Consider the following 20,563-nt stretch of genomic DNA (forward strand, 5'->3'; position numbering starts at 1 on the left):
GAACCGGAGCCCCCTTCGGGGTCAACCCGGGGCGTGCAGTAACGTTACTGAAAGGTTAGTCTTCCATTTCTCGGGCACTCGCCCACTGCCTCAAGTAGATCAATGAAAAAGAAGGACATTGAGATTTTCGATGTCATGTCGCTGCGCGGCCCGAATATGTGGACATATCGGCCAGTGCTCGAGGCATGGGTCGACATCGGTGAACTGGAGGATTTCCCCTCCAACACGATCCCCGGGTTCTACGAGCGCCTGTCGGCCTGGCTGCCCACGCTGATCGAGCACCGCTGCAGCCCCGGCGTGCGCGGGGGCTTCCTGATGCGGCTCAAGGAGGGCACGTGGCCGGGCCACATCCTGGAGCACGTCACGCTCGAACTGCAGAACCTGGCCGGCATGCCCGGCGGCTTCGGCAAGGCGCGCGAGACGCCGGTGCGGGGCGTGTACAAGGTGATCGTGCGCGCCTGGCACGAGCAGGTGACGCGCGCCGCGCTGTTCACCGCGCGTGACCTGGTCATGGCCGCGATCGAGGACCGCCCGTTCGACGTGCCGGCCGCCGTGGACAACCTGCGCCGGCTGGTGGACGAACACTGCCTGGGGCCGAGCACCGCCTGCATCGTCGATGCGGCCGACGACCGGGACATCCCGTCGATCCGCCTGTCCGACGGCAACCTGGTGCAACTGGGCTACGGCGCCCGGTCGCGCCGCATCTGGACGGCCGAGACCGACCGCACCAGCGCCATCGGCGAATCGATCTCGCGCGACAAGGACCTGACCAAGAGCCTGCTGGAGTCGTGCGGCGTGCCCGTGCCGGAAGGCCGCATGGTCGAGAGCGCCGGGGACGCCTGGGACGCCGCCGAGAGCATCGGCGTGCCGGTGGTGGTCAAGCCGTACGACGGCAACCACGGCCGGGGCGTGTTCACGAACCTGATGACGCGCGAGGAAGTGGAAACGGCCTATGCCGTGGCCATCGACGAGGGTAGCGGCGTGATCGTCGAGCGCTTCATCCCCGGCAACGAACACCGCCTGCTGGTGGTGGGCGGCCGCATGGTGGCGTGCGCGATGGGCGAGACGGCTTCGGTCGTCGGCGACGGCAGGCAGACCATTGACGAACTGATCGAATCGCAGATCAACTCCGATCCGCGCCGTGGCAGCACCGAGGACCACCCGCTGAACCGCGTGCGCCTGGATTCCGCCGCACGCCTCGAACTGAAGCGCCAGGGCTATGCCGATGGCGGCGCCGTGCCGCCCGAGGGCCGTACCGTGCTGATCCAGCGCAACGGCAACGTGGCTTTCGACGTCACCGACCGCGTGCACCCGAGCGTGGCGGCGCATGCCGCGCTGGCGGCGCGCGTGGTGGGGCTGGACATCGCCGGCGTCGACCTGGTGGCCGAGGATATCTCGCGCCCGCTGGCCGGGCAGCGCGGCGCCGTGGTCGAGGTCAATGCCGGTCCGGGCCTGCTGATGCATATCAAGCCGGCCGACGGCGAGCCGCGCCCGGTGGGCCGCGCCATCGTCGATCACCTGTTCCCGAGCCGCAACGGGGTCGAGGACGACGGCCGCATTCCGGTGGTCGGTATCACCGGCACCAACGGCAAGACCGTGGTGGCCAAGCTCGTGGCACGGCTGCTGCAGCTGTCGGGCAAGCACACCGGGCTGGCCTGCAGCGACGGCCTGTTCCTGGACCGCCGTCAGGTTGAGGGCGGCGGCCGGGGCGAGAAAGCCAGCTGGGACGCCGGCCATCGCATCCTGATGAACCGCGCGGTGGAAGCCGCCGTGTTCGAGAACGACAGCGGCATGATCCTGTCGCAGGGCCTGCCCTACGACCGCTGCCAGGTTGGCGTGATCACGAACTTCGGCCAGCCTGACCACCTCGGCGACTACTACGTCGAAGACGAGGACCGCATGTACAGCGTGCTGCGCACGCAGGTGGACGTGGTGCTGAAGACCGGCGCGGCCGTGCTCAACGGCGCCGACGCCCGCCTGGTGGAAATGGCCGAACTGTGCGATGGCGACGTGATCTTCTTCGGCCTGTCCGCCGACGTGCCGGCCATTGCCGCGCACCGCGCCGCCGGCAAGCGCACGGTGTTCGTGCGCGACGGCAAGGTGGTGCTGGCCACGGGCAGCAGCGAAACCGCGCTGACCGATGTCTCCGCCATTCCGCTGACCTACGCGGGCCGCGTGGCGTTCCAGATCGAGAACGTGCTGGCCGCCGTGGCCACGGGCTGGGCGCTGGGTATCTCCAACGACCTGATCCGCGCCGGCATCGTCACGTTCGACGTGGGCCAGGTGGACGTGCCGGGCCGCTTCACGCTGTTCGAGCGCAACGGCGCCACGGTGATCGTGGACGACGCCCACAACGCCCCGGCGCTGACCGCGCTGGCCGCCGCGCTGGACCGCTTCCCGTCGGAGCGCCGCCTGCTGGTGTTTGGCGCCGGCGTGCAGCGCCGCGACGAGGATCTGGTGGCGCAGGGCAAGATCATCGGCCGCGCGTTCGACCGGGTCTTCCTGTGCGAGGACCGCAGCGTACGCCGCGACCTGCCCGAGACCGAGGCGCGCGCCCTGCTCAAGAAGGGCCTCTATGAAGGGCGCCGCGTGACCAAGATCATCGATGAAGGCGCGCGCAACGTGGCAGTGGACGCCGCGCTGTCGCAACTGGTGGCCGGCGATCTGCTGGTCCTGCAGTGCGACGAGGCATCGGTGGACAGCACGGTGGAACAGGTACACCAGTGGATGGGCCGCAACGGCCGCCGCGCGTGAGTCCGGCCCGGAAGAACAACGGATAAAGAGTCTATGGAAGTTTCTCGCATCCGGGCCCTGCGTGGCCCGAATCTCTGGTGCCGGCACACCGCCATCGAAGCCATCGTGGCGTGTTCCGACCAATCCCACCTGCTGGCCGAGCTGCCCGGCTTCGAAGACCGCCTGCGTGCGCGCTTCCCGGCCATCGGCCCGATGCGGCCCGACGAGGAAGCCGGCTCGCCCTCGATGGCCCATGCGCTGGAAGCCGCCGCGCTGGGCCTGCAGGCCGCGGCCGGCTGCCCGGTGACGTTCAGCCACGCCGCGCCGACGCTGGAGCCGGGCACCTACCAGGTGGTCGTGCAGTACAGCGAAGAAGAAGTGGGCCGCCTGGCCTTCGAACTGGCGGAACAACTATGCCTGGCGGCGCGCGACGACCAGCCGTTCGATCTCGACGACGCGCTGCACCGCCTGCGTGAACTGGACGAAGACGTGCGCCTGGGCCCGAGCACCGGCTCCATCGTCTACGCCGCCGTGGCGCGCGGCATTCCGTACCGCCGCCTGACGCAGGGCTCGATGGTGCAGTTTGGCTGGGGTAGCAAGCAGCGCCGCATCCAGGCCGCCGAGACCGACATGACCAGCGCGGTGTCCGAATCGATCGCGCAGGACAAGGAACTGACCAAGGCCCTGCTCCACGCCGCCGGCGTGCCGGTGCCGCTGGGCCGCTCGGTGCGCAGCGCCGACGAGGCCTGGGCGGCCGCGCAGGAGATCAACGGCCCGGTGGTGGTCAAGCCGCGCGACGGCAACCAGGGCAAGGGCGTGGCCGTGCGCATCCGCACGCGCGAGGAAGTGATGACGGCCTACGAAGTGGCGGCCGACATTTCGTCCGACGTGCTGGTCGAACGCTACATTCCCGGCCACGATTTCCGGCTGCTGGTGGTTGGCAAGCACCTCGTGGCCGCGGCCCGCCGCGATCCGCCGCAGGTGATTGGCGATGGCCACCACACGGTGCGCCAGCTCGTGGACCAGGTCAACCGCGACCCGCGCCGGGGCGAGGGCCATGCCACGTCGCTGACCAAGATCCGCTTCGACGACATCGCGCTGGCCACGCTGGCCAAGCAGGGCCTGAGCGCCGACGCGGTGCCGGCCAACGGCGTGCGCGTGGTGTTGCGCAACAACGCCAACCTGTCCACGGGCGGCAGCGCCACCGACGTGACCGACGACGTCCATCCGGACATCGCCGCACGCGCCGTGGCGGCGGCCCAGATGGTGGGCCTCGACATCTGCGGCGTGGACGCGGTCTGCGAAACCATGCTCAAGCCGTTCGAGGAACAGGCCGGCGGCATCGTGGAAGTCAACGCCGCGCCGGGCCTGCGCATGCACCTGCAGCCGTCGTACGGCAAGGGCCGCGCGGTGGGCGAAGCCATCATCTCGACCATGTTCGCCGATGGCGACGATGGGCGGATTCCCGTGGTGGCCGTCTCGGGCACCAACGGCAAGACCACCACCGTGCGCCTGATCACGCACTTGCTGGCGTCGAGCGGCCTGCGCATGGGCATGACCGGCACCGATGGCGTCTATATCCGGGGCGAGCGCATCGACACCGGCGACTGCAGCGGCCCGCGCAGCGCGCGCAATGTGCTGCTGCATCCCGACGTGGATGCCGCCGTGTTCGAGACCGCCCGGGGCGGCCTGCTGCGCGAGGGCCTGGCCTTCGACCGCTGCGACGTGGCCGTGGTGACCAACGTTGGCGAGGGCGACCACCTGGGGCTGTCGTACATCAGCACCGTGGAAGACCTGGCCGTGCTCAAGAGCGTGATCGTGCAGAACGTGGCGCCGCACGGCATGGCCGTGCTGAACGCGGCCGACCCGATGGTTGCGCGCATGGCCGATGCCTGCCCGGGCACCGTGACCTTCTTCGCCCATGACGCGGGGCTGCCGACGATGGCGCTGCACCGCGCGCAGGGCAAGCGGGTGGTGTTCGTCGAGGGCGCCGAGATCGTGGCCGCCGAGGGCGAGGTCGTGGCGCGCTTTGCGCTGGCGGACATTCCGCTCACGCGCAATGGCTCGATCGGCTTCCAGGTGGAAAACGCGATGTCATCGATCGCCGCGGCCTGGGCGCTGGGCATCGACTGGAACGTGATCCGCCGGGGGCTGGCCACGTTCGTCAGCGACGCCGCCACGGCGCCCGGACGCTTCAACGTGTTCGACTACAAGGGCGCGACGCTGATTGCCGACTACGGCCACAACCCGGACGCCATCCAGGCGCTGTGCAACGCCGTGCAGTCGATGCCGTCGAAGAAGCGCGTGGTGGTGATCAGCGGTGCCGGCGACCGCCGCGACGAGGATATCCGCAAGCAGACCCAGATCCTGGGCGGCGCGTTCGACGACGTGCTGCTGTACCAGGACCAGTGCCAGCGCGGACGCGAGGATGGTGAAGTGCTGGCGCTGCTGCAGGAGGGTCTGGTGGGCGCGCCTCGCACCACCCATACCGAGGAAATCCGGGGCGAGTTCCTGGCCATCGACACCGCGCTGGCACGCCTGCAGCCGGGCGACCTGTGCCTGATCCTGATCGATCAGGTGGAAGAGGCGCTCGACCACATCGCCAAGCGCGTGGCCGGGCAGTAACCGGCCGGCGGCCCCTTCCCGCCCGGGAGGGGGCTAGTTGCGCGTGGGCAGCGCGAGCCGGCGCTCCATCACGTGCTGGAGCGCCGACAGCGCCGTGCTCAGCACCCAGTAGATGGCGGCCGCCGCCAGATAGAGCGGCAGCGGCTGGTAGGTCGCCGCGATGATTTCTTGTGATGTTCGCAACAACTCCGTCACAGTGATCACAGAAACGAGTGAAGTGTCCTTGATCAGGCTGATCAGGCTGTTCGACAGGCTCGGCACGGCCAGCCGCAGCGCCTGCGGCCCCACCACGTAGCGCAGCGTCTGCAGCGGCGTCATGCCCAGGCTGTACGCGGCCAGCCATTGCCCGCGCGGCACGCCCAGGATGGCCCCACGCATGCTCTCGGACAAGTAGGCGCCCACGTTCAGGCTCAGCGTCAGCACCCCTGCCGGGGTCGGCTCCAGCGAGATGCCGAGGCTCGGCAAACCGTAATACACCACGAAGATCTGCACCAGCAGCGGCGTGCCCCGCATGATGCTGACGTAGATGCGCGCCGGAATCGTCAGGATGCGCAACTGGCTGATACCCATCAGCGCCACCCCTACCCCCACCAGCAGTCCGAACGCCATCGACAGCACGGCGAACTTCAGCGTAAGCAACGTGCCCTGCAGCAGCACAGGCAGGGAATCAATGACGAGCTGGAGGGCAGACATGGCGAAGGCGGGGGAGCGGTCGAGGGCCGGAATGCCGGGATCATACGTGATCCGGGGCCGGCGGGCAGCGCTGCGGCGCAGGAAGGCGTGCGGAATGGCAAACGAGGATTGCCAGCAGAACTGGCAACCCTCGTCGGGGTATCGGATCTACCGAATTTGCCGCTGTGACCTTACTTGGCCGGCTTGGTCACGTCCGAGGCAAACCACTTGTTCGACAATTTGGCCAAAGTGCCATCGCGCCGCAGATCGTCGAGCGCCTTGTCCACGGCGGCGGCAAACTTCGGGTTGTCCTTGCGGAACGGGATGGCCACTTCGGTGTTGGCGCCCGGCAGCACCGCGCCCGGACGCAGCGGCAGGTTGGCCTGCTTGATCAGGTAGTTGACCATCAGGCGGTCATTGAGGGCGGCGTCCACGCGCTGGGCGGCCAGGTCGCGCAGATACTCCGGGGCCCCCGGGTAGGTCTTCACGTCGATGCCGGGCACCGACTTGGCCAGTTCGTTGTAGTTGCTGCCCAGGCTGACGCCGAGCTTGTGGCCCTTGAGCGCGTCGAGCGAGCCGAAGTCGCGCTTGTCGTCCTTGCGCTGGATCAGCTGCGCGGCCGAATAGACGTAGGGCGTGGAGAAATCGAGCACCTGCTTGCGCTGCGGCGTGACCGAGACCTGGTTGACGATGATGTCGAACTTGCCCGCCTGCAGGCCGGCGATGATCGCGCTCCATTCGGTGGTCACGAACTCCGGCTTGACGCCGAGCTTGGCGGCCACGGCGCGGGCCACGTCCACATCGAAGCCGTCGAGTTCGTTGTTGGCGCCGCGATAGCCGAACGGGGGGTACGTGCCTTCCAGGCCCACCTTGAGCACACCCGCCTGCTTCACGGTGTCCAGCAGGTCGGCCGCCTGGGCCGCCGTGGCGGAAAGGCCGCCGGCCACCAGTGCGGTAGCCAGCAGCGTCTTGAACCAACCCGATCGAATCGTTCGCATGTCTTCTCCAGTGGGATGCGGTTGACGGCCAGACCTCCCTTTTAAGGAAATCCGGCGGCTCCATGAGCCTATAACGGGCTCAAAGGTACCGCAAACACTATCGATGGCGAAATAACGATTTGATATGGCTATATAACCGCGACTGCCCTTACGCCTTACTGGAAAGCCTTGTCGTTCGGCGCTGCAAACAGTTGCTTCATCTCCGGCGACAGCGCGTAGTTCATGTTGATGTTGCGCGGCGGGATCGGCTGCAGGAACCACTTGTTGTACATCTTCTCGGCGCGGCCGCTCTTCTGGATGTCGGCCACCACGTCGTCGACGAGCTTCTTGAACTGGGCGTCGTCCTTGCGGAACATGCAGGCATAGTTCTCGGTCTGCAGCGGCGTGCCGGCCACGACCCAGTCGGCGGCGTTCTTGGCCTTGGTGCGCTCGCCGTACAGCAGCGGCTCGTCCATGACGAAGGCCGCCGAGCGGCCGGTTTCCAGGATCAGGAAGGCCTGGCCGTGGTCCTTGGCGCTGGTCAGGTTCATGTTCCAGCCCTCGCCGTTCATCTTGACCAGCAGGCGCTCGCCGGTGGTGCCGGCCGTGGTGACCACGTTCTTGCCCTTGAGGTCGGGGAAGTCGGTCACGCCCGAATCCTTCTTGGTCAGCATGCGGATGCCGTAGATGAACAGGCTGTTCGAGAACGCCACCTGCTTCTGGCGCTCGGTGTTGTTCGTGGTGCTGCCGCACTCGATGTCGAGCGTACCGTTCTGCATCAGCGGAATGCGGTTCTGCGACGTGATCGGCGTCATCTTGACCTGCAGGTTCGGCATGTTGAGCGTCGACTTGACCTTGTCGACGATCGCCAGCAGGTAGTCATGCGAGTAGCCCATGACTTCCTTGCCGTCGGAGTACGAGAACGGAATCGACGACTCGCGGTAGCCCAGCGAAATCAGGCCGCTGTCCTTGATCTTCTTGAGCGTGTCGCCATCGGCGGCATGGGCGCCGGCGGCGGCCCCCAGCAGCACGGTGGCGGCCAGCAGGCGATGGAGGGTGGTTTGACGGACAGACAGTGACTTCATGATTCGCTCCTTGCAGGGGCTTGGTTTAATGGCACGACGAGGCAATCTCACTACCACTCACGACAACTTCACCTAACTTCAGCACAACCCGTGTTGCGGCCACCCGATCCGGCTAGGCGGCCGCTGCACTGAAATCTTCCGTATCGATGGCTGGCCGGCGCCCTGCCATCTGGTCCGCCAGCAGGCCCGCGCTGCCCATGGCCAGCGTGAAACCCAGCGCGCCATGGCCAAGGTTCAGCCACAGCCCGCGCACGCGCGATTCGCCCACCATCGGCAAACCCGTCGGCGTGGCCGGACGCAGCCCGGCCCACGGCTGCAGCCCGTCCAGCCCGGCCCCGTTCATCACGTTGCCGAACACCGCGCGGGTCTGCGCCACCAGCGTCTGCGCCCGCTCGCGGTCGATCACGGCGCCGCCGCGCACGATGTCCGCCATGCCCGCCACGCGCAGCGTGTTGCCGATCCGCGCGTAGACGATCTTGTTGGCGAAGTCCGTCACGCTGATATGCGGCGCCCGCCCGCCCTCGGCAATCGGCACCGTGATGCTGTACCCCTTCAGCGGCCACAGCATCGGCCGCACGCCCGCCGGGCGCAGCAGCGGCACGCTGCCGATGCCGCCCGACACGATCACCGCATCGGCCCCGATCTCGCCCTGGTCGGTGCGCAGGCCGCTCACGCGCTCGCCCTGGCGCATCAATCCGGTCACCCGCGTGCCGAAGCGCAGCGTCACTGCGGGATTGCCTTGCAACAGATGGGCCAGCGACACGCAGAAGCGATGACAATCGCCCACTTCCTCGCTCGGCGTATAGATCGCGCCGGCAATATCGTCCCGGATGCCGCCCAGCGCCGGCTCCAGCGCCACCGTGGCGGTGCGGTCCAGCGCCTGCTGCTCGCAACCGAGGCTGGCCTGGTAATCCAGCAAGCGGCATGCCGAGTCGTACGCTGCCGCGTCGCGGTGCACCACGAGCTTGCCGCGTCGCGCGAAATCGAAACCACCGCCCTCCTCCCGGGCTTCGGGGCGTTCCACGAACGCCTGCATCAGATCCCGCGAGTAGAACGCCAGCCGCAGCAGCTTGCGCGTGGTGGCCTCGCTGGTCGTCGTGTTGCAGGCCCGCACGAACGCCAGCAGCCAGCGCCACTGCGCCGGGTCCGGCGACGGGCGGAAGCGCATCGGCGAATCACGGTCCAGCAGCCAGCCGGGCACCTTGCCCAGCACGCCCGGCCCGGCCAGCGGCGCCACGTAGCTATAGCTGAGCTGCCCGCCGTTGGCGAAGCTGGTTTCCTCGCCCGGCCCGGCATGGCGCTCCACCACCGTCACCTCGTGCCCGTCACTGGCCAGCCGCCAGGCGGTGGTCATGCCCACCACGCCCGCGCCCACGATTGCGATCCGCATCTGCACTGCTTCCTTCTGAACGATGGCCCAGAGCGTAGAGCACGCAGCGCCGCTTGCCCAATGCCAATACGTGCCAGAATATGTCCTCAAGCTATGGGCGCCCGCCACCCGGGTCTACCCGTAGTGCACCGCACCACCAGCCCGCACCAACGCCGCGCCACGGCGGAATTCCTTGGCACCACAACGATGCGCCTGCGCCAGATCGAAGTCTTCCGCGCGGTGATGCTGACCGGCACCGTCAGCGAAGCCGCGCGCCTGCTCCATGTTTCCCAGCCCGTGGTTTCGCGCGTGCTGCAGCACGCCGAGGCGTCACTGGGCTTCCGCCTGTTCGACCGCCAGCGCGGCCGGCTGCAGCCCACGCCCGAGGCGGTGGCGCTCTACGGCGATGTCGAAAGGCTATATGGCGAGATCGAGCGCGTGCGGCGCGTGTCGGAGAGCCTGCGGCACAAGGGCGCCGGCCGGCTGCGCGTGGCGGCCACGCCGAGCCTGGCCAATCCGCTGCTGGTGCCGGCCGTACGCCGCTTCTGCGCCCTGCACCCCGACACGCAGGTCCAGGTGCTGACCCACCACACCAGCGAGATCGTGGCGGCCCTGCTCGCCAACCAGATCGACGTGGGCTTTGCGTTCTCGCCGCCCGGCCACGAGGCGATCGCGAGCCGGCCCGTGTCGGCGGGACGCATGCTGCTGGCGGTGCCGCGCACCCAGCCGCTGCCCTCGGGGGGCCGGCGCGGCGTGGTGCCGATCCACAAGGTGCTGGAACGCCCGTTCATCGGCTACGACGATGACAGCTCGCTCGGCCTGCTCGTCCGCCAGACGCTGGCCCGCCACGCGCTGGAGCCGCACTCGACGCTCGAAGTCCAGACCTACTCGCTCGCGCTGGCGCTGGTGGACGCCGGCCTGGGACTGACCCTGCTCGACCAGTACACCGCGCTGAGCGCCAGCCCCGATCACGTCATGCTGCACGACGTGCAGCCCGAACTGGGCTTCGAGATCCAGATGCTGCGCGCCAGCCACCGGGGCGCGTCGAGCCTGGTCGACGCCTTCCACCAGCAGTTCATCGAAGCCGCCGCCTCGCTGGCCGGCACGCTCGGCGACAGGCTGGAACCGGCGGTGGTCCACTTCGATCCCCCCGGCCGCTGACCGCGCGGCCATTGACCTGACATTTGACAGCGCCCCGCGCTGTGCACCATTATCAACACGCCCCTCCGGGCGCGTGAAACTCCTATGTTCGTCCTGACCCTGACCCTTCTTGTGCTGGCGAGCGCGTTCTTCTCGATCTCCGAGATCGCCCTCACGGCCGCCCGACGCACCAAGCTCCAGGTGCTGTCCGAACGCGGCGACCGCCGCGCCACCAAGGTGCTGCTGCTCAAGGAAGAGCCCGGCAACTTCTTCACGATCGTCCAGATCGGCGTCAACAGCGTGGCGATCCTGGCCGGTATCCTCGGCGAGAAACACGTCTCGGACCTGATCTACGAGCTTCTGCTGGGCTACATGGACCCGTCGATCGCCCAGCGCGTGGCCAATATCGGCTCGTTCCTGGTGGTGACACTGCTGTTCATCCAGTTCGCCGACCTGATCCCGAAGCGCATCGCCATGACCTTCCCCGAAGCCTGCGCGGTGCAGGTAATCGGCCCGATGCTGACGCTGCTGCGCGTCTTCAAGCCCGTGGTCTGGGTGTTCAATGCCGCCGCCGACGCCATGCTGCGCCTGTTCGGCATCCCCACCAAGCCGGTGGACCAGATCACCACCGAGGACATTGCCGCGATGGTCGACGCCGGCGCCGAGGCCGGCGTGCTGCACAAGCACGAGTTGCACCTGATCGAAAACGTGTTCGAGCTCGATTCCAAGCCGATCACGGCAATCATGACGCCGCGCGACGACGTGGTGTTCCTGACGCTGGACGAGTCCGCCGACAGCATCCGGCGCAAGCTGGTCAAGCAGCCGCACGCCCAGTACCCGGTCTGCGGCAAGAGCGTGGACGACGTGCTCGGCTACATGGATTCCAAGGACATCCTGCAACTGCTGCTGGCCAACGAAAGCGCCGCCGTGCTCGACGACATCGGCAAGCACTACGACAAGAACGTGCTGGTGATCCCCGACACGCTGACGCTGTCCGAATCGCTGACGCGGTTCCGCGAGATGCACGAGAACTTCGCGGTGGTGATGAACGAGTACGGGCTGGTGGTGGGGGTGGTCACGCTCGACGACATCGTGGGCGCGCTGATGGGCGACATCCTCTACACCAACGAGGACGAGCAGATCGTGCGGCGCGACGAATCGTCGTGGCTCGTGGACGGCGTGACGCCGCTGGTGGACCTGAAGAAGGCGCTGGACCTGGAGACACTGCCCGGCGACGACTATGTCGACACGGCCGCCGGGCTGGTGATCTATGCGCTGAAGCGGATCCCGAAGAAGTCCGAATCGATCACCGTGGCGGGCTTCCGCTTCGAGGTGCTCGATATCGACCACCACAAGATCGACCAGTTGCTGGTGTCGAGGTTGCCGGGGACGGCGGCGACGCCGGCCGCCGAATAGCCACCCGTGTGGCCCAAAAACAAAACCGACCTGGGCTTGCGCCGAGGTCGGTCCGAGTTTTACTACTGTCTTTTGGCCTGCCGGTGGTCGAATGCGTCGGCAGCTTCTTGTTTTGGCGGAGAGGGTGGGATTCGAACCCACGGTACCGTCGCCGGTACGCCTGATTTCGAGTCAGGTACATTCGACCACTCTGCCACCTCTCCGGTAACTGGGTCGTTGCGTTTCAGCAGCGAAGCCAAGATTATAGGGACATTGCCACGATTTGCGCAAGCCCCTTTCCGCAACTTTTTTACGCTTCCGGTTCCAGCCGCTCGGTGCCGCCCATGTACGGCTGCAGCGCCTTCGGCACGGTCAGCGAACCATCGGCATTCTGGTAGTTCTCAAGAATCGCCACCAGCGTACGGCCCACGGCCAGGCCCGAACCGTTCAGCGTGTGCACCAGTTCCGGCTTGCCCTGCGCGGCGCGCGAGCGGGCCTGCATGCGGCGGGCCTGGAAGTCGCCCATGTTCGAGCACGAGCTGATCTCGCGGTACGTGTTCTGCGCCGGAATCCAGACCTCGATGTCGTAGGTCTTGGTGCTGCCAAAACCCATGTCGCCGGTGCACAGCACCACGGTGCGGAACGGCAGTTCCAGCTTCTTCAGGATGGCCTCGGCGTGGCTGGTCATCTGTTCGAGCGCGTCCATCGACTGGTCGGCCGGCACCACCTGCACCATCTCGACCTTGTCGAACTGGTGCTGGCGGATCATGCCGCGCGTGTCCTTGCCGTAGGAGCCGGCCTCCGAGCGGAAGCACGGGGTATGCGCCACGAAGCGCAGCGGCAGCGTCTCGGCCGCGACGATCGCATCGCGGACCATGTTGGTCAGCGGCACCTCGGCGGTCGGGATCAGGTAGAAGTTCTCGATCGTGTCCTGGCCGTCCTCGCCACCCACCTTGCGCGGCACCTTGAACAGGTCGTCCTCGAACTTGGGCAACTGGCCCGTGCCGCGCATCGACGCGGCGTTGACGATGTACGGCACGTACATCTCGGTATAGCCGTGCTCCAGCGTGTGGGTATCGACCATCAGTTGCACCAGCGCCCGGTGCATGCGGGCGATGCCGCCGCGCAGGAAGGCAAAGCGCGAGCCGGTGACCCTGGATGCCGTCTCGAAATCGAGACCCAGGCGGGCGCCCACGTCGACGTGGTCCTTGACCTCGAAGTCGAACGCGCGCGGCGTACCGACGCGACGCACTTCCACGTTCTGCGTCTCGTCCTTGCCCACCGGCACGCTGGCGTCCGGCAGGTTCGGAATCGACATCATCGCGTCGTTGAGCTGGCCCTGGATCTGGCCCAGGCGCTCGGCCGACGCCTTCAGCGTATCGCCGATGCCGGCCACTTCGGCCATCGGCGCCGAAGCGTCCTCGCCCTTGCCCTTGAGCATGCCGATCTGCTTGGACAGCGCGTTGCGGCGCGCCTGCAGCTCCTCGGTCTGGGTCTGCAACTGCTTGCGTTCAGCCTCCAGGGCCTGGAACGTCGCCACGTCGAGTTGGAATCCGCGCGTGGCGAGGCGTTGGGCCACGGCGTCGATGTCTTTGCGGAACAGCTGGATGTCGAGCATGTTGCGGGGTCGGTGTGCAGTACCGGCGACATGCCGGCGGAACGCGACATTTTACTGCACCGGCAAGGCGGCACGGCGCCGAATCTGGCGGGTTTTAGGCCGTTGTTCTCAGAAGGCTACGGTCCGGCATGCGATGGATCGGACGGCGCCGCACGATGGCAACGCGCTTCAGCGGCTTTCCGGGTCTCCTCCCGAGGCTTCCATTTGCACCTTGAACACCCATTCCTCCCACTCCGCTTCGGCAATATAGGACCGCGTCCGATCCCGCCAGCGCTCCAGGAAAATGTCCCGCTCCTCCGCGCTCAGACTCTTCCAGTAGGGAGCCCAGATATAGGCGGACCAGAAATCGGGGTCCCCCTGGTTATAGGGCACCGGCCCGAGGTCATACCAGATCACCCACGGCGGCGGCGGGCCGAACTTCGAAATGGCCAGCGATTCCAGCAAATCGACGTCGTTGGTCAGCAAGCGGATATTCCTGCCACCGAATTCATCGTCATGCGTCAGAAAGGTATGTGCGCTGCCACGGGTAAAGTGATGGTACGAAAACTCACTCCTTCCCGTTCTGATCAGGTTGATACAGCGGGGAAAGGCTTCAATTTCGATATTCAGCGTCACCAGGAAAGCCTCGATGCCGAGATCTTTCAAACCCTCCGCGCACGGATATTCAAGCTGCCAAGCGCCAACCGGCGTCGAAAAGAGTTCCCGGAATGTTCAGCCGACACCCCGAACACGTGAGTTAGCGCTTCTCGCCGACCCCTCTCATAGGTAGCCAGAAAACGCGCGTCGCGTCTTTTCATTGCGTAATTCTCGATGGCACGAGTCAGGGAAAACATATTCTCTCGGTTATCCGGGATCGCGCTATTTCTTCCCAGCCTCCTCATCCCACTTCTTCAACAACTCGAGTTTCTCCCCGATCTTGAGCTCCAGCCCGCGGGGCACCGGCTGATACCACCCCGGAGCGTGCATGCCTTCAGGCAAATACGTTTCACCGGCCGCGTAAGCGTTCGGTTCGTCATGGGCGTATCGATAGGCATGCCCGTAGCCCAGTTCCTTCATGAGCTTGGTCGGCGCATTCCGAAGGTGAACCGGAACCTCCCGGCTCTTGTCCTGCTTCACGAACGCCCGCGCCTGGTTGTAGGCGTTGTAGCCGGCGTTGCTCTTGGCGGAAACGGCGAGATAGATCACGGCCTGACCCAGTGCCAGTTCGCCTTCGGGGCTGCCGAGCCGTTCATAGGTCAGCGCCGCATCGTTGGCAATCTGCATGGCGCGCGGGTCGGCCAGGCCGATATCCTCCCAAGCCATGCGGATGATCCTTCGCGCCAGATATTTGGGATCGGCGCCGCCATCCAGCATGCGGGTCAGCCAGTAAAGCGCAGCATCGGGATGCGAGCCGCGCACGGACTTGTGCAGCGCGCTGATCTGATCGTAGAAGGCGTCACCGCCCTTGTCGAAGCGGCGCAGGTTTTCGGCCAGTGCGCTGCCCAGCAGCGCCGTGTCCACCGCCTGCACCCCGGCGCTGCGGGCGGCGCGGACCACGATTTCGATGTTGTTGAGCAGCTTGCGGCCGTCGCCGTCGGCGGAGCCGACGATCAGCGCCATGGCCTCGTCATCCCACGCCACGCCGCCCAGTTCCTCGCTGGCACGGAGCACGAGTTGCTTCAGTTCGGCCTCGTCGAGGCTCTTGAGCACGTACACGGCGGCGCGCGACAGCAGCGCGCCGTTGACTTCGAACGAGGGGTTCTCGGTGGTGGCGCCGATGAACGTGAACAGCCCGCTCTCCACATGGGGCAGGAAGGCGTCCTGCTGACTCTTGTTGAAGCGGTGCACCTCGTCCACGAAGACCAGCGTGCGCCGGCCGTGGGCGCGGTACTGCTCGGCGCGCTCCACGGCCTCGCGGATGTCCTTGACGCCCGACAGCACGGCCGACAGCGCGATGAACTCGGCATCGAACGCATTGGCCATGAGCCGCGCCAGCGTGGTCTTGCCCACGCCGGGCGGGCCCCACAGGATCATCGAGTGGGGTTCGCCCGACTGGAACGCCACGCGCAGCGGCTTGCCCGGCCCCAGCAGGTGCTGCTGGCCGATGACTTCGTCGATATTGCGCGGGCGCAGCCGCTCGGCAAGCGGTTGCCGGGAACGTTCAGGGGGATCGGAAAACAGCGAGTCCGCCACGATTGCAAAGCCTCTCAGTCTGGTGCGGCCGCCGGGGCGGCGCGGAACGACACAGTGTAGAGCATCCGGCGCGGGCCACATTTCCGGAGGGCGCCCTAAAGTTCGGACCGCGAACTGCCGATAGCCTCCAATGGCCCGCGTTTCAAGCCACTCGGGCAGAGACGGCGCCGGCACGACCGGCGGCACACCGCAGGACATTGTTTTCGAAACTTCGGGGATTTGTATGCTGCGTTACCGCATGCTGATGTTCAAGCTGAACCGGCTGGCGAACAAGAACAAGCTCAATGCCGTGGACGAGGTGTCGCTGGCCGGCCAGTTCACGGAACTGATCGAATCGCAGGAAGATGCCGACCGCGTCATCGAAGACCTGTTCGACCACGAGAATCCGCACGTGCGCCGTATCGGCCTGTCCGCCATCCGCCGCACGCGCCGCCACGGCGGGCGCCTGCTGCCGGCCGCGCTGCTCAAGCGCATGGCCGACGCGGAAGGCTGGATCCGCCACGACGCGATCTGGATCGTCCAGGAAGCCTCGATGGATGGCGCCGAACTGCGCGCGGCCCTGCGCCGCGTGGCGGGCAATGTGAAGCTGCCGCAGGACGCCGTGCGCGCCAAGCAGAACCCGGCCGACGGCCACCTCAATGCCGCCGTGCGGGCGCGCCAGTATCTCGACGTGCTGATTGCGAAGTCAGCGGCCGCTCACAATGAAGCCCTTGCCGCAGGCGGTGGCCTGGCTGGCGCCACCGATGGCAAGCCGTACGCGCAGGATTCCGTGGGGCATATCCGCGCCGTGCATCGCCAGTTGCAGAAGAAGACTGCCGGACGCAAGCTCAAGAGCAGTACCAGGCTCACGTTCCGCAAGGTCGAGCCCCGCTATGCCGAGAACGACAACCGGCGCTTCCTGACCTGATGGCCCGCCCCCCCGTCCCGCCCGGCCGATCTGAATTCTTTTTTCAGGCGGACAACGCGGGGCTGCGGGGCCTTACCATGGCAGGCAGCCGGCAACTGGCGCCGGCATGACAGGAGGACATCACTGCCATGGCCATCACCACCCGCATACGCAAGAAGAAGCAATATCGGAAAGCGGTGTTGAAATTGCGCGCCGCCATCAAGCGCGGCGACGACGAGGCGATCCGCATCCGCCGCGAGAAGCTCCAGGCACTACCCAAGCCACGCCAGCGCTACGCGCGCGAGGCGCTGGCCTAGCTGCCAGCCGCCGCGGTCAGCCGCGCGCCCGGTCGGTCAGTGCCTTGACCGCATCGGCCGGCAGCGGGCCGTGGCAGCTACGCTCGCCGCCGGGCTGGCCGAGTACCAGCCACACCTTGTCCGGCGCTCCCTTCGGATGGAATACCCAGGCCGGTCCGCGTGCGAGGCTCGCGGCGGGCAGGTCTTCGAGCGCGCCACGGTCCGGCGACTGCAGCATCGCCGCGCACTCGGTCTGCGCCACGCGCGTGGCCTTGAGAAAATCGGTGTTGGCCAGCACCTCGGGCAGCGCGGTGTCGGAACCGCGCAGGAAGGCATCCACGTCGAACCGGCTGGCGTGCCCGGTGGCGCAGCCGGCCAGCACCAGCGCGGCGGCCAGTGCACTGCCGGGCGCGGCAAGCATGTGGAGGGAAGGCAGGAAAGCGGGGGCGTCTTTCATTGTCGGTGTCCTTGGCCGGCCTTACTGCTTCATCACGTCGGCGCCCTGCGGCACCGTGAAGCGGAACGCGTCAGCCGGCAGCGGCGGGTTCTTCTGGATGCCCGTGAACGTCAGCATCGTCGTATTGCCGAACGCGTCACGCAGTTCCATGGCTTCGAGGTTGCCGGCCTTGAAGCCAATGCCGATCCGCTCGAACTGCGTATCCTTGGCTTTTGGCGTCAGTTCCAGCCACTCCACACCGTCGCGCGTGGCGCCGTTCTTCACGTCGAAATTCTTGCTCAGGTCGTTGCTGCCGAACAGGATCGCCGCCGGGCTCGAACCCAGCGCGCCGTCCAGCTTGCGCTCGGTCACCTGGTTCAGGTCCTTGTCGTAGATATAGAGCGTCTGGCCATCGGCCTGCAGCAGTTGCTCGTACGGCTTGGTATAGCGCCAGGTGAACTTGCCGGGACGGGCGAACGCGAACGTACCGCTCGACGTGCCGGACACCTTGGTCACGCCGCCCTGCCCCTTGATCTGCTTCTGGGTGAACTCGCCGCGCGCGGACTTCACGCTGGTGACGAAGGTCTGCAACTGGTCGGTCGCGGCGGCCTGGGCGGCCGGAACGGCGGCCAGCAGCGCCAGCGTCGCGCACAGCGGCGCGAGGATGCGGTGTCGCATGGAATCCAATCCTTTCTGAGTCGCGGATGACGGTTAGAGCCTGGCGCGGAACGTCAATTCCGCGACAGGCTGTGACCGGCGTAACGGTATATTACCCGTCACATGGCCGGCCAGGGGGCGGTCAGTCGTCGCCGCCGGCGCTGGCGCCGGCCGGCACCAGGATGTCGCGGTTGCCGTTGCCCGACATGGCCGAGACCAGTCCGGCCTTTTCCATGTCCTCCAGCAGGCGCGCGGCGCGGTTGTAGCCGATGCGCAGGTGGCGCTGCACCAGCGAGATCGACGCCCGGCGGTTCTTGACCACCACTTCCACGGCCTGGTCGTACAGCGGATCGACCTCGCCGCCCGGGCTGCCGATGCCGGCGCCGCCGCCCAGGCTGTCGCCCGCGCCGTCGCCGTCGACCAGCCCGCCTTCGAGAATGCCCTCGATATAGTTGGCCTCGCCGCCTTCCTTGAGCTTGTCCACCACGCGGTGCACTTCATCGTCCGACACGAACGCGCCATGCACGCGTACCGGCATGCCGGTGCCCGGCGCCAGATAGAGCATGTCGCCCATGCCCAGCAGCGCCTCGGCGCCCTGCTGGTCCAGGATCGTGCGCGAATCGATCTTGCTGCTGACCTGGAATGCCATCCGCGTCGGCACGTTGGCCTTGATCAGGCCCGTGATCACGTCCACCGACGGACGCTGCGTGGCCAGCACCAGGTGCAGTCCGGCGGCGCGCGCCTTCTGGGCGATCCGGGCAATCAGTTCCTCGACCTTCTTGCCGACCACCATCATCAGGTCGGCCAGTTCGTCGATCACGATCACGATCGTCGGCAGCTTGTCGAGCGGCTCCGGCGCGTCCGGCGTGAGGCTGAACGGGTTCGGAATCTTCTCTTCCTTCGCGGCGGCCTCGTCGATCTTCTTGTTGTAGCCGGCCAGGTTGCGCACGCCCAGCTTGCTCATGAGCTTGTAGCGCCGCTCCATCTCGCCCACGGCCCAGTTCAGCGCGTTGCCGGCCTGGCGCATGTCGGTGACCACCGGGCACAGCAGGTGCGGAATGCCCTCGTAGACGCTCATTTCCAGCATCTTCGGATCGATCAGGATCAGGCGCACCTGATCGGCGCCGGCCTTGTAGAGCAGCGACAGGATCATCGCGTTGATGCCGACCGACTTGCCCGAGCCCGTGGTGCCCGCCACCATGCAATGCGGCATCTTGGCCAGATCGGCCACCATCGGCTTGCCGGCGATGTCCTTGCCGAGCGCCATGGTCAGGTTCGACGTGCTCTCGTTGTAGACCTGGGAACCGAGGATTTCCGACAGGCGCACGGTCTGGCGCTTCGGATTCGGCAGTTCCAGGCCCATGTAGTTCTTGCCGGGGATCGTCTCGACCACGCGGATCGACACCAGCGACAGGCTCCGCGCCAGGTCGCGCGCCAGATTCACCACCTGGCTGCCCTTGACGCCCGTGGCCGGCTCGATTTCGTAGCGGGTGATGACGGGACCCGGATAGGCCGCCACCACCTTGACCTCCACGCCGAAGTCCTTGAGCTTTTTCTCGATCAGGCGCGACGTGTACTCCAGCGTCTCGGCGCTGACGGTCTCCTGCTGGGTCGGAATCGGATCGAGCAGCGACAGCGGCGGCAGGTCAGAATCGCTGATATCGGCGAACAGCGGCTGCTGCTTCTCGCGCTCCACGCGCTCGTGCTTGGGCACCGCCTGCGGGCGCACGATCTGCACCGGCGCGGCTTCCTCCTGCTTCACGCGCTGCACTTCCACGGTCTCGGTGCGCTCCACCTTGGCGGCGGCACCGATGATGCGGTCCTGCTTCTTCTCGCGGCGGGCCTTGAAGCCCGCAAAGCCGGTCTCGACGAAGCCGCCGACATGCTCGGCCACGGTGATCCACGAGAAATGGAAGAACAGCGACAGGCCGATGGCAAACATCAGCAGCAGCAGCAGCGTGGCGCCCGAGAAACCCAGCGCCAGTTGCAGCCAGCCGCCGAGCAGGTCGCCCAGCACGCCACCCGGGGCGCGCGGCAGCGCCGAGCGCAGCGGATACATGCGGATGGCTTCGAGGCCCATGCTGGACACCAGCGTCAGCGCGAAGCCGATCCAGCTCACGGCGGTGCCGTGCTGCTGCGGCTCAGGCAGGCGCTCGGGCAGTTCGGCGGTCAGCACGCGCCAGCCGCGCCAGCAGCGGCGCATCAGCAGCACGCTCCACCAGTAGGCCGAGAAGCCGAAGATGAAGAACAGCACGTCGGCCACCCAGGCGCCCACGCGGCCGCCCAGATTGTGGATGTCGGCCACCTGGCTGGCATGCGACCAGCCCGGATCGGCCTTGCTGTAGCTCGCCAGCACGCAGACGAAGCCGAGAGTCACGGCAAGCAGCAGGAACCAGCGTACCTCGCCCAGCAGCTTGCCGATACGCGAGGGAAGTGCCGACGGGTCGGTCCGGGTAGTCGTGGTTGCGCGCGCCATGCCTCAGGTGTCAGTCGATCGGTCGG

The 20,563-nt window shown here is 66.9% G+C and carries 16 protein-coding genes and 1 tRNA gene; 6 read left to right on the forward strand and 11 right to left on the reverse strand.

What is annotated here, in order from left to right; genetic code table 11:
* The first annotated feature begins 102 nt into the window (after positions 1–102).
* Positions 103–2,754 carry a cyanophycin synthetase gene (cphA, locus tag EV147_RS09535; RefSeq protein ID WP_130390832.1) on the forward strand — a complete coding sequence of 884 codons (2,652 nt, stop codon included), beginning with the start codon at positions 103–105 and terminating at the stop codon, positions 2,752–2,754.
* A 33-nt stretch (positions 2,755–2,787) separates the two neighbouring features.
* On the forward strand, positions 2,788–5,358 hold the full coding sequence (gene cphA, locus EV147_RS09540; protein ID WP_130390833.1) for a cyanophycin synthetase: 2,571 nt from the start codon (positions 2,788–2,790) through the stop codon (positions 5,356–5,358).
* Positions 5,359–5,391: 33 nt separating this feature from the next.
* On the opposite strand, the gene EV147_RS09545 is transcribed toward cphA (EV147_RS09540), so the two are convergent.
* From EV147_RS09545 to EV147_RS09560, 4 genes are all read right to left on the reverse strand, one after another.
* A complete protein-coding gene (locus tag EV147_RS09545; RefSeq protein ID WP_130390834.1) occupies positions 5,392–6,051 on the reverse strand; it encodes an amino acid ABC transporter permease in 660 nt (219 codons plus the stop codon).
* Between the two features lie 170 nt (positions 6,052–6,221).
* Positions 6,222–7,028, reverse strand: coding sequence for a transporter substrate-binding domain-containing protein (locus EV147_RS09550; RefSeq protein WP_130390835.1), 807 nt, complete (start codon positions 7,026–7,028; stop codon positions 6,222–6,224).
* A gap of 155 nt (positions 7,029–7,183) precedes the next feature.
* Positions 7,184–8,092 (reverse strand): glutamate/aspartate ABC transporter substrate-binding protein, encoded by a 909-nt coding sequence (locus EV147_RS09555; RefSeq protein ID WP_130390836.1) that lies wholly within the window; start codon positions 8,090–8,092, stop codon positions 7,184–7,186.
* A gap of 112 nt (positions 8,093–8,204) precedes the next feature.
* A complete protein-coding gene (locus EV147_RS09560) occupies positions 8,205–9,482 on the reverse strand; it encodes a D-amino acid dehydrogenase (protein ID WP_130390837.1) in 1,278 nt (425 codons plus the stop codon).
* A gap of 186 nt (positions 9,483–9,668) precedes the next feature.
* Here EV147_RS09560 and EV147_RS09565 point away from each other — a divergent pair, with 186 nt between their 5' ends.
* Together EV147_RS09565 and EV147_RS09570 are read left to right on the forward strand one after the other, a co-directional pair.
* On the forward strand, positions 9,669–10,622 hold the full coding sequence (locus EV147_RS09565; protein ID WP_130391251.1) for a LysR family transcriptional regulator: 954 nt from the start codon (positions 9,669–9,671) through the stop codon (positions 10,620–10,622).
* An 84-nt stretch (positions 10,623–10,706) separates the two neighbouring features.
* Positions 10,707–12,017, forward strand: a complete 1,311-nt coding sequence (locus tag EV147_RS09570; RefSeq protein ID WP_130390838.1) for a hemolysin family protein — start codon at positions 10,707–10,709, stop codon at positions 12,015–12,017.
* A 113-nt stretch (positions 12,018–12,130) separates the two neighbouring features.
* Here EV147_RS09570 and EV147_RS09575 read toward each other — a convergent pair.
* From EV147_RS09575 to EV147_RS09590, 4 genes are all read right to left on the reverse strand, one after another.
* Positions 12,131–12,220, reverse strand: a tRNA-Ser gene (locus tag EV147_RS09575).
* 86 nt (positions 12,221–12,306) lie between these two features.
* The gene (serS, locus tag EV147_RS09580; RefSeq protein WP_130390839.1) at positions 12,307–13,614 is read right to left on the reverse strand and encodes a serine--tRNA ligase; all 1,308 of its coding nucleotides are present in this window, start codon (positions 13,612–13,614) and stop codon (positions 12,307–12,309) included.
* A gap of 168 nt (positions 13,615–13,782) precedes the next feature.
* Entirely contained in the window at positions 13,783–14,259 is a 477-nt protein-coding gene (locus tag EV147_RS09585; RefSeq protein WP_130390840.1) for a hypothetical protein, read from the reverse strand.
* A gap of 213 nt (positions 14,260–14,472) precedes the next feature.
* Positions 14,473–15,786, reverse strand: coding sequence for a replication-associated recombination protein A (locus EV147_RS09590; protein WP_235844642.1), 1,314 nt, complete (start codon positions 15,784–15,786; stop codon positions 14,473–14,475).
* 223 nt (positions 15,787–16,009) lie between these two features.
* Here EV147_RS09590 and EV147_RS09595 point away from each other — a divergent pair, with 223 nt between their 5' ends.
* Together EV147_RS09595 and EV147_RS26095 are read left to right on the forward strand one after the other, a co-directional pair.
* Positions 16,010–16,693 (forward strand): hypothetical protein, encoded by a 684-nt coding sequence (locus EV147_RS09595; protein WP_130390842.1) that lies wholly within the window; start codon positions 16,010–16,012, stop codon positions 16,691–16,693.
* Positions 16,694–16,821: 128 nt separating this feature from the next.
* A complete protein-coding gene (locus EV147_RS26095; RefSeq protein WP_198680196.1) occupies positions 16,822–16,989 on the forward strand; it encodes a hypothetical protein in 168 nt (55 codons plus the stop codon).
* 16 nt (positions 16,990–17,005) lie between these two features.
* Here the strand turns inward: EV147_RS26095 and EV147_RS09600 are convergent, their stop codons facing one another.
* The 3 genes from EV147_RS09600 to EV147_RS09610 all read right to left on the reverse strand — a co-directional run bounded on the left by EV147_RS09600 (position 17,006) and on the right by EV147_RS09610 (position 20,537).
* A complete protein-coding gene (locus tag EV147_RS09600; RefSeq protein WP_130390843.1) occupies positions 17,006–17,425 on the reverse strand; it encodes a hypothetical protein in 420 nt (139 codons plus the stop codon).
* A 21-nt stretch (positions 17,426–17,446) separates the two neighbouring features.
* A complete protein-coding gene (lolA, locus tag EV147_RS09605) occupies positions 17,447–18,082 on the reverse strand; it encodes an outer membrane lipoprotein chaperone LolA (protein WP_130390844.1) in 636 nt (211 codons plus the stop codon).
* Between the two features lie 121 nt (positions 18,083–18,203).
* Positions 18,204–20,537, reverse strand: a complete 2,334-nt coding sequence (locus EV147_RS09610) for a DNA translocase FtsK (protein WP_130390845.1) — start codon at positions 20,535–20,537, stop codon at positions 18,204–18,206.
* Positions 20,538–20,563 lie beyond the last annotated feature (26 nt).

The sequence above is a fragment of the Cupriavidus agavae genome (assembly GCF_004217045.1).
In the GTDB taxonomy this organism is placed as follows: domain Bacteria; phylum Pseudomonadota; class Gammaproteobacteria; order Burkholderiales; family Burkholderiaceae; genus Cupriavidus; species Cupriavidus agavae.

What these genes read in the sequence shown, in the direction of transcription:
- EV147_RS09600 (WP_130390843.1), bottom strand. Translation starts at nt 17,425, where the DNA reads ATGAAAGACGCCCCCGCTTTCCTGCCTTCCCTCCACATGCTTGCCGCG.
- EV147_RS09565 (WP_130391251.1), top strand. Translation starts at nt 9,669, where the DNA reads ATGCGCCTGCGCCAGATCGAAGTCTTCCGCGCGGTGATGCTGACCGGC.
- serS (WP_130390839.1), bottom strand. Translation starts at nt 13,614, where the DNA reads ATGCTCGACATCCAGCTGTTCCGCAAAGACATCGACGCCGTGGCCCAA.
- cphA (WP_130390832.1), top strand. Translation starts at nt 103, where the DNA reads ATGAAAAAGAAGGACATTGAGATTTTCGATGTCATGTCGCTGCGCGGC.
- EV147_RS26095 (WP_198680196.1), top strand. Translation starts at nt 16,822, where the DNA reads ATGGCCATCACCACCCGCATACGCAAGAAGAAGCAATATCGGAAAGCG.
- cphA (WP_130390833.1), top strand. Translation starts at nt 2,788, where the DNA reads ATGGAAGTTTCTCGCATCCGGGCCCTGCGTGGCCCGAATCTCTGGTGC.
- EV147_RS09560 (WP_130390837.1), bottom strand. Translation starts at nt 9,482, where the DNA reads ATGCGGATCGCAATCGTGGGCGCGGGCGTGGTGGGCATGACCACCGCC.
- EV147_RS09570 (WP_130390838.1), top strand. Translation starts at nt 10,707, where the DNA reads ATGTTCGTCCTGACCCTGACCCTTCTTGTGCTGGCGAGCGCGTTCTTC.
- lolA (WP_130390844.1), bottom strand. Translation starts at nt 18,082, where the DNA reads ATGCGACACCGCATCCTCGCGCCGCTGTGCGCGACGCTGGCGCTGCTG.
- EV147_RS09545 (WP_130390834.1), bottom strand. Translation starts at nt 6,051, where the DNA reads ATGTCTGCCCTCCAGCTCGTCATTGATTCCCTGCCTGTGCTGCTGCAG.
- EV147_RS09550 (WP_130390835.1), bottom strand. Translation starts at nt 7,028, where the DNA reads ATGCGAACGATTCGATCGGGTTGGTTCAAGACGCTGCTGGCTACCGCA.
- EV147_RS09610 (WP_130390845.1), bottom strand. Translation starts at nt 20,537, where the DNA reads ATGGCGCGCGCAACCACGACTACCCGGACCGACCCGTCGGCACTTCCC.
- EV147_RS09555 (WP_130390836.1), bottom strand. Translation starts at nt 8,092, where the DNA reads ATGAAGTCACTGTCTGTCCGTCAAACCACCCTCCATCGCCTGCTGGCC.
- EV147_RS09595 (WP_130390842.1), top strand. Translation starts at nt 16,010, where the DNA reads ATGCTGCGTTACCGCATGCTGATGTTCAAGCTGAACCGGCTGGCGAAC.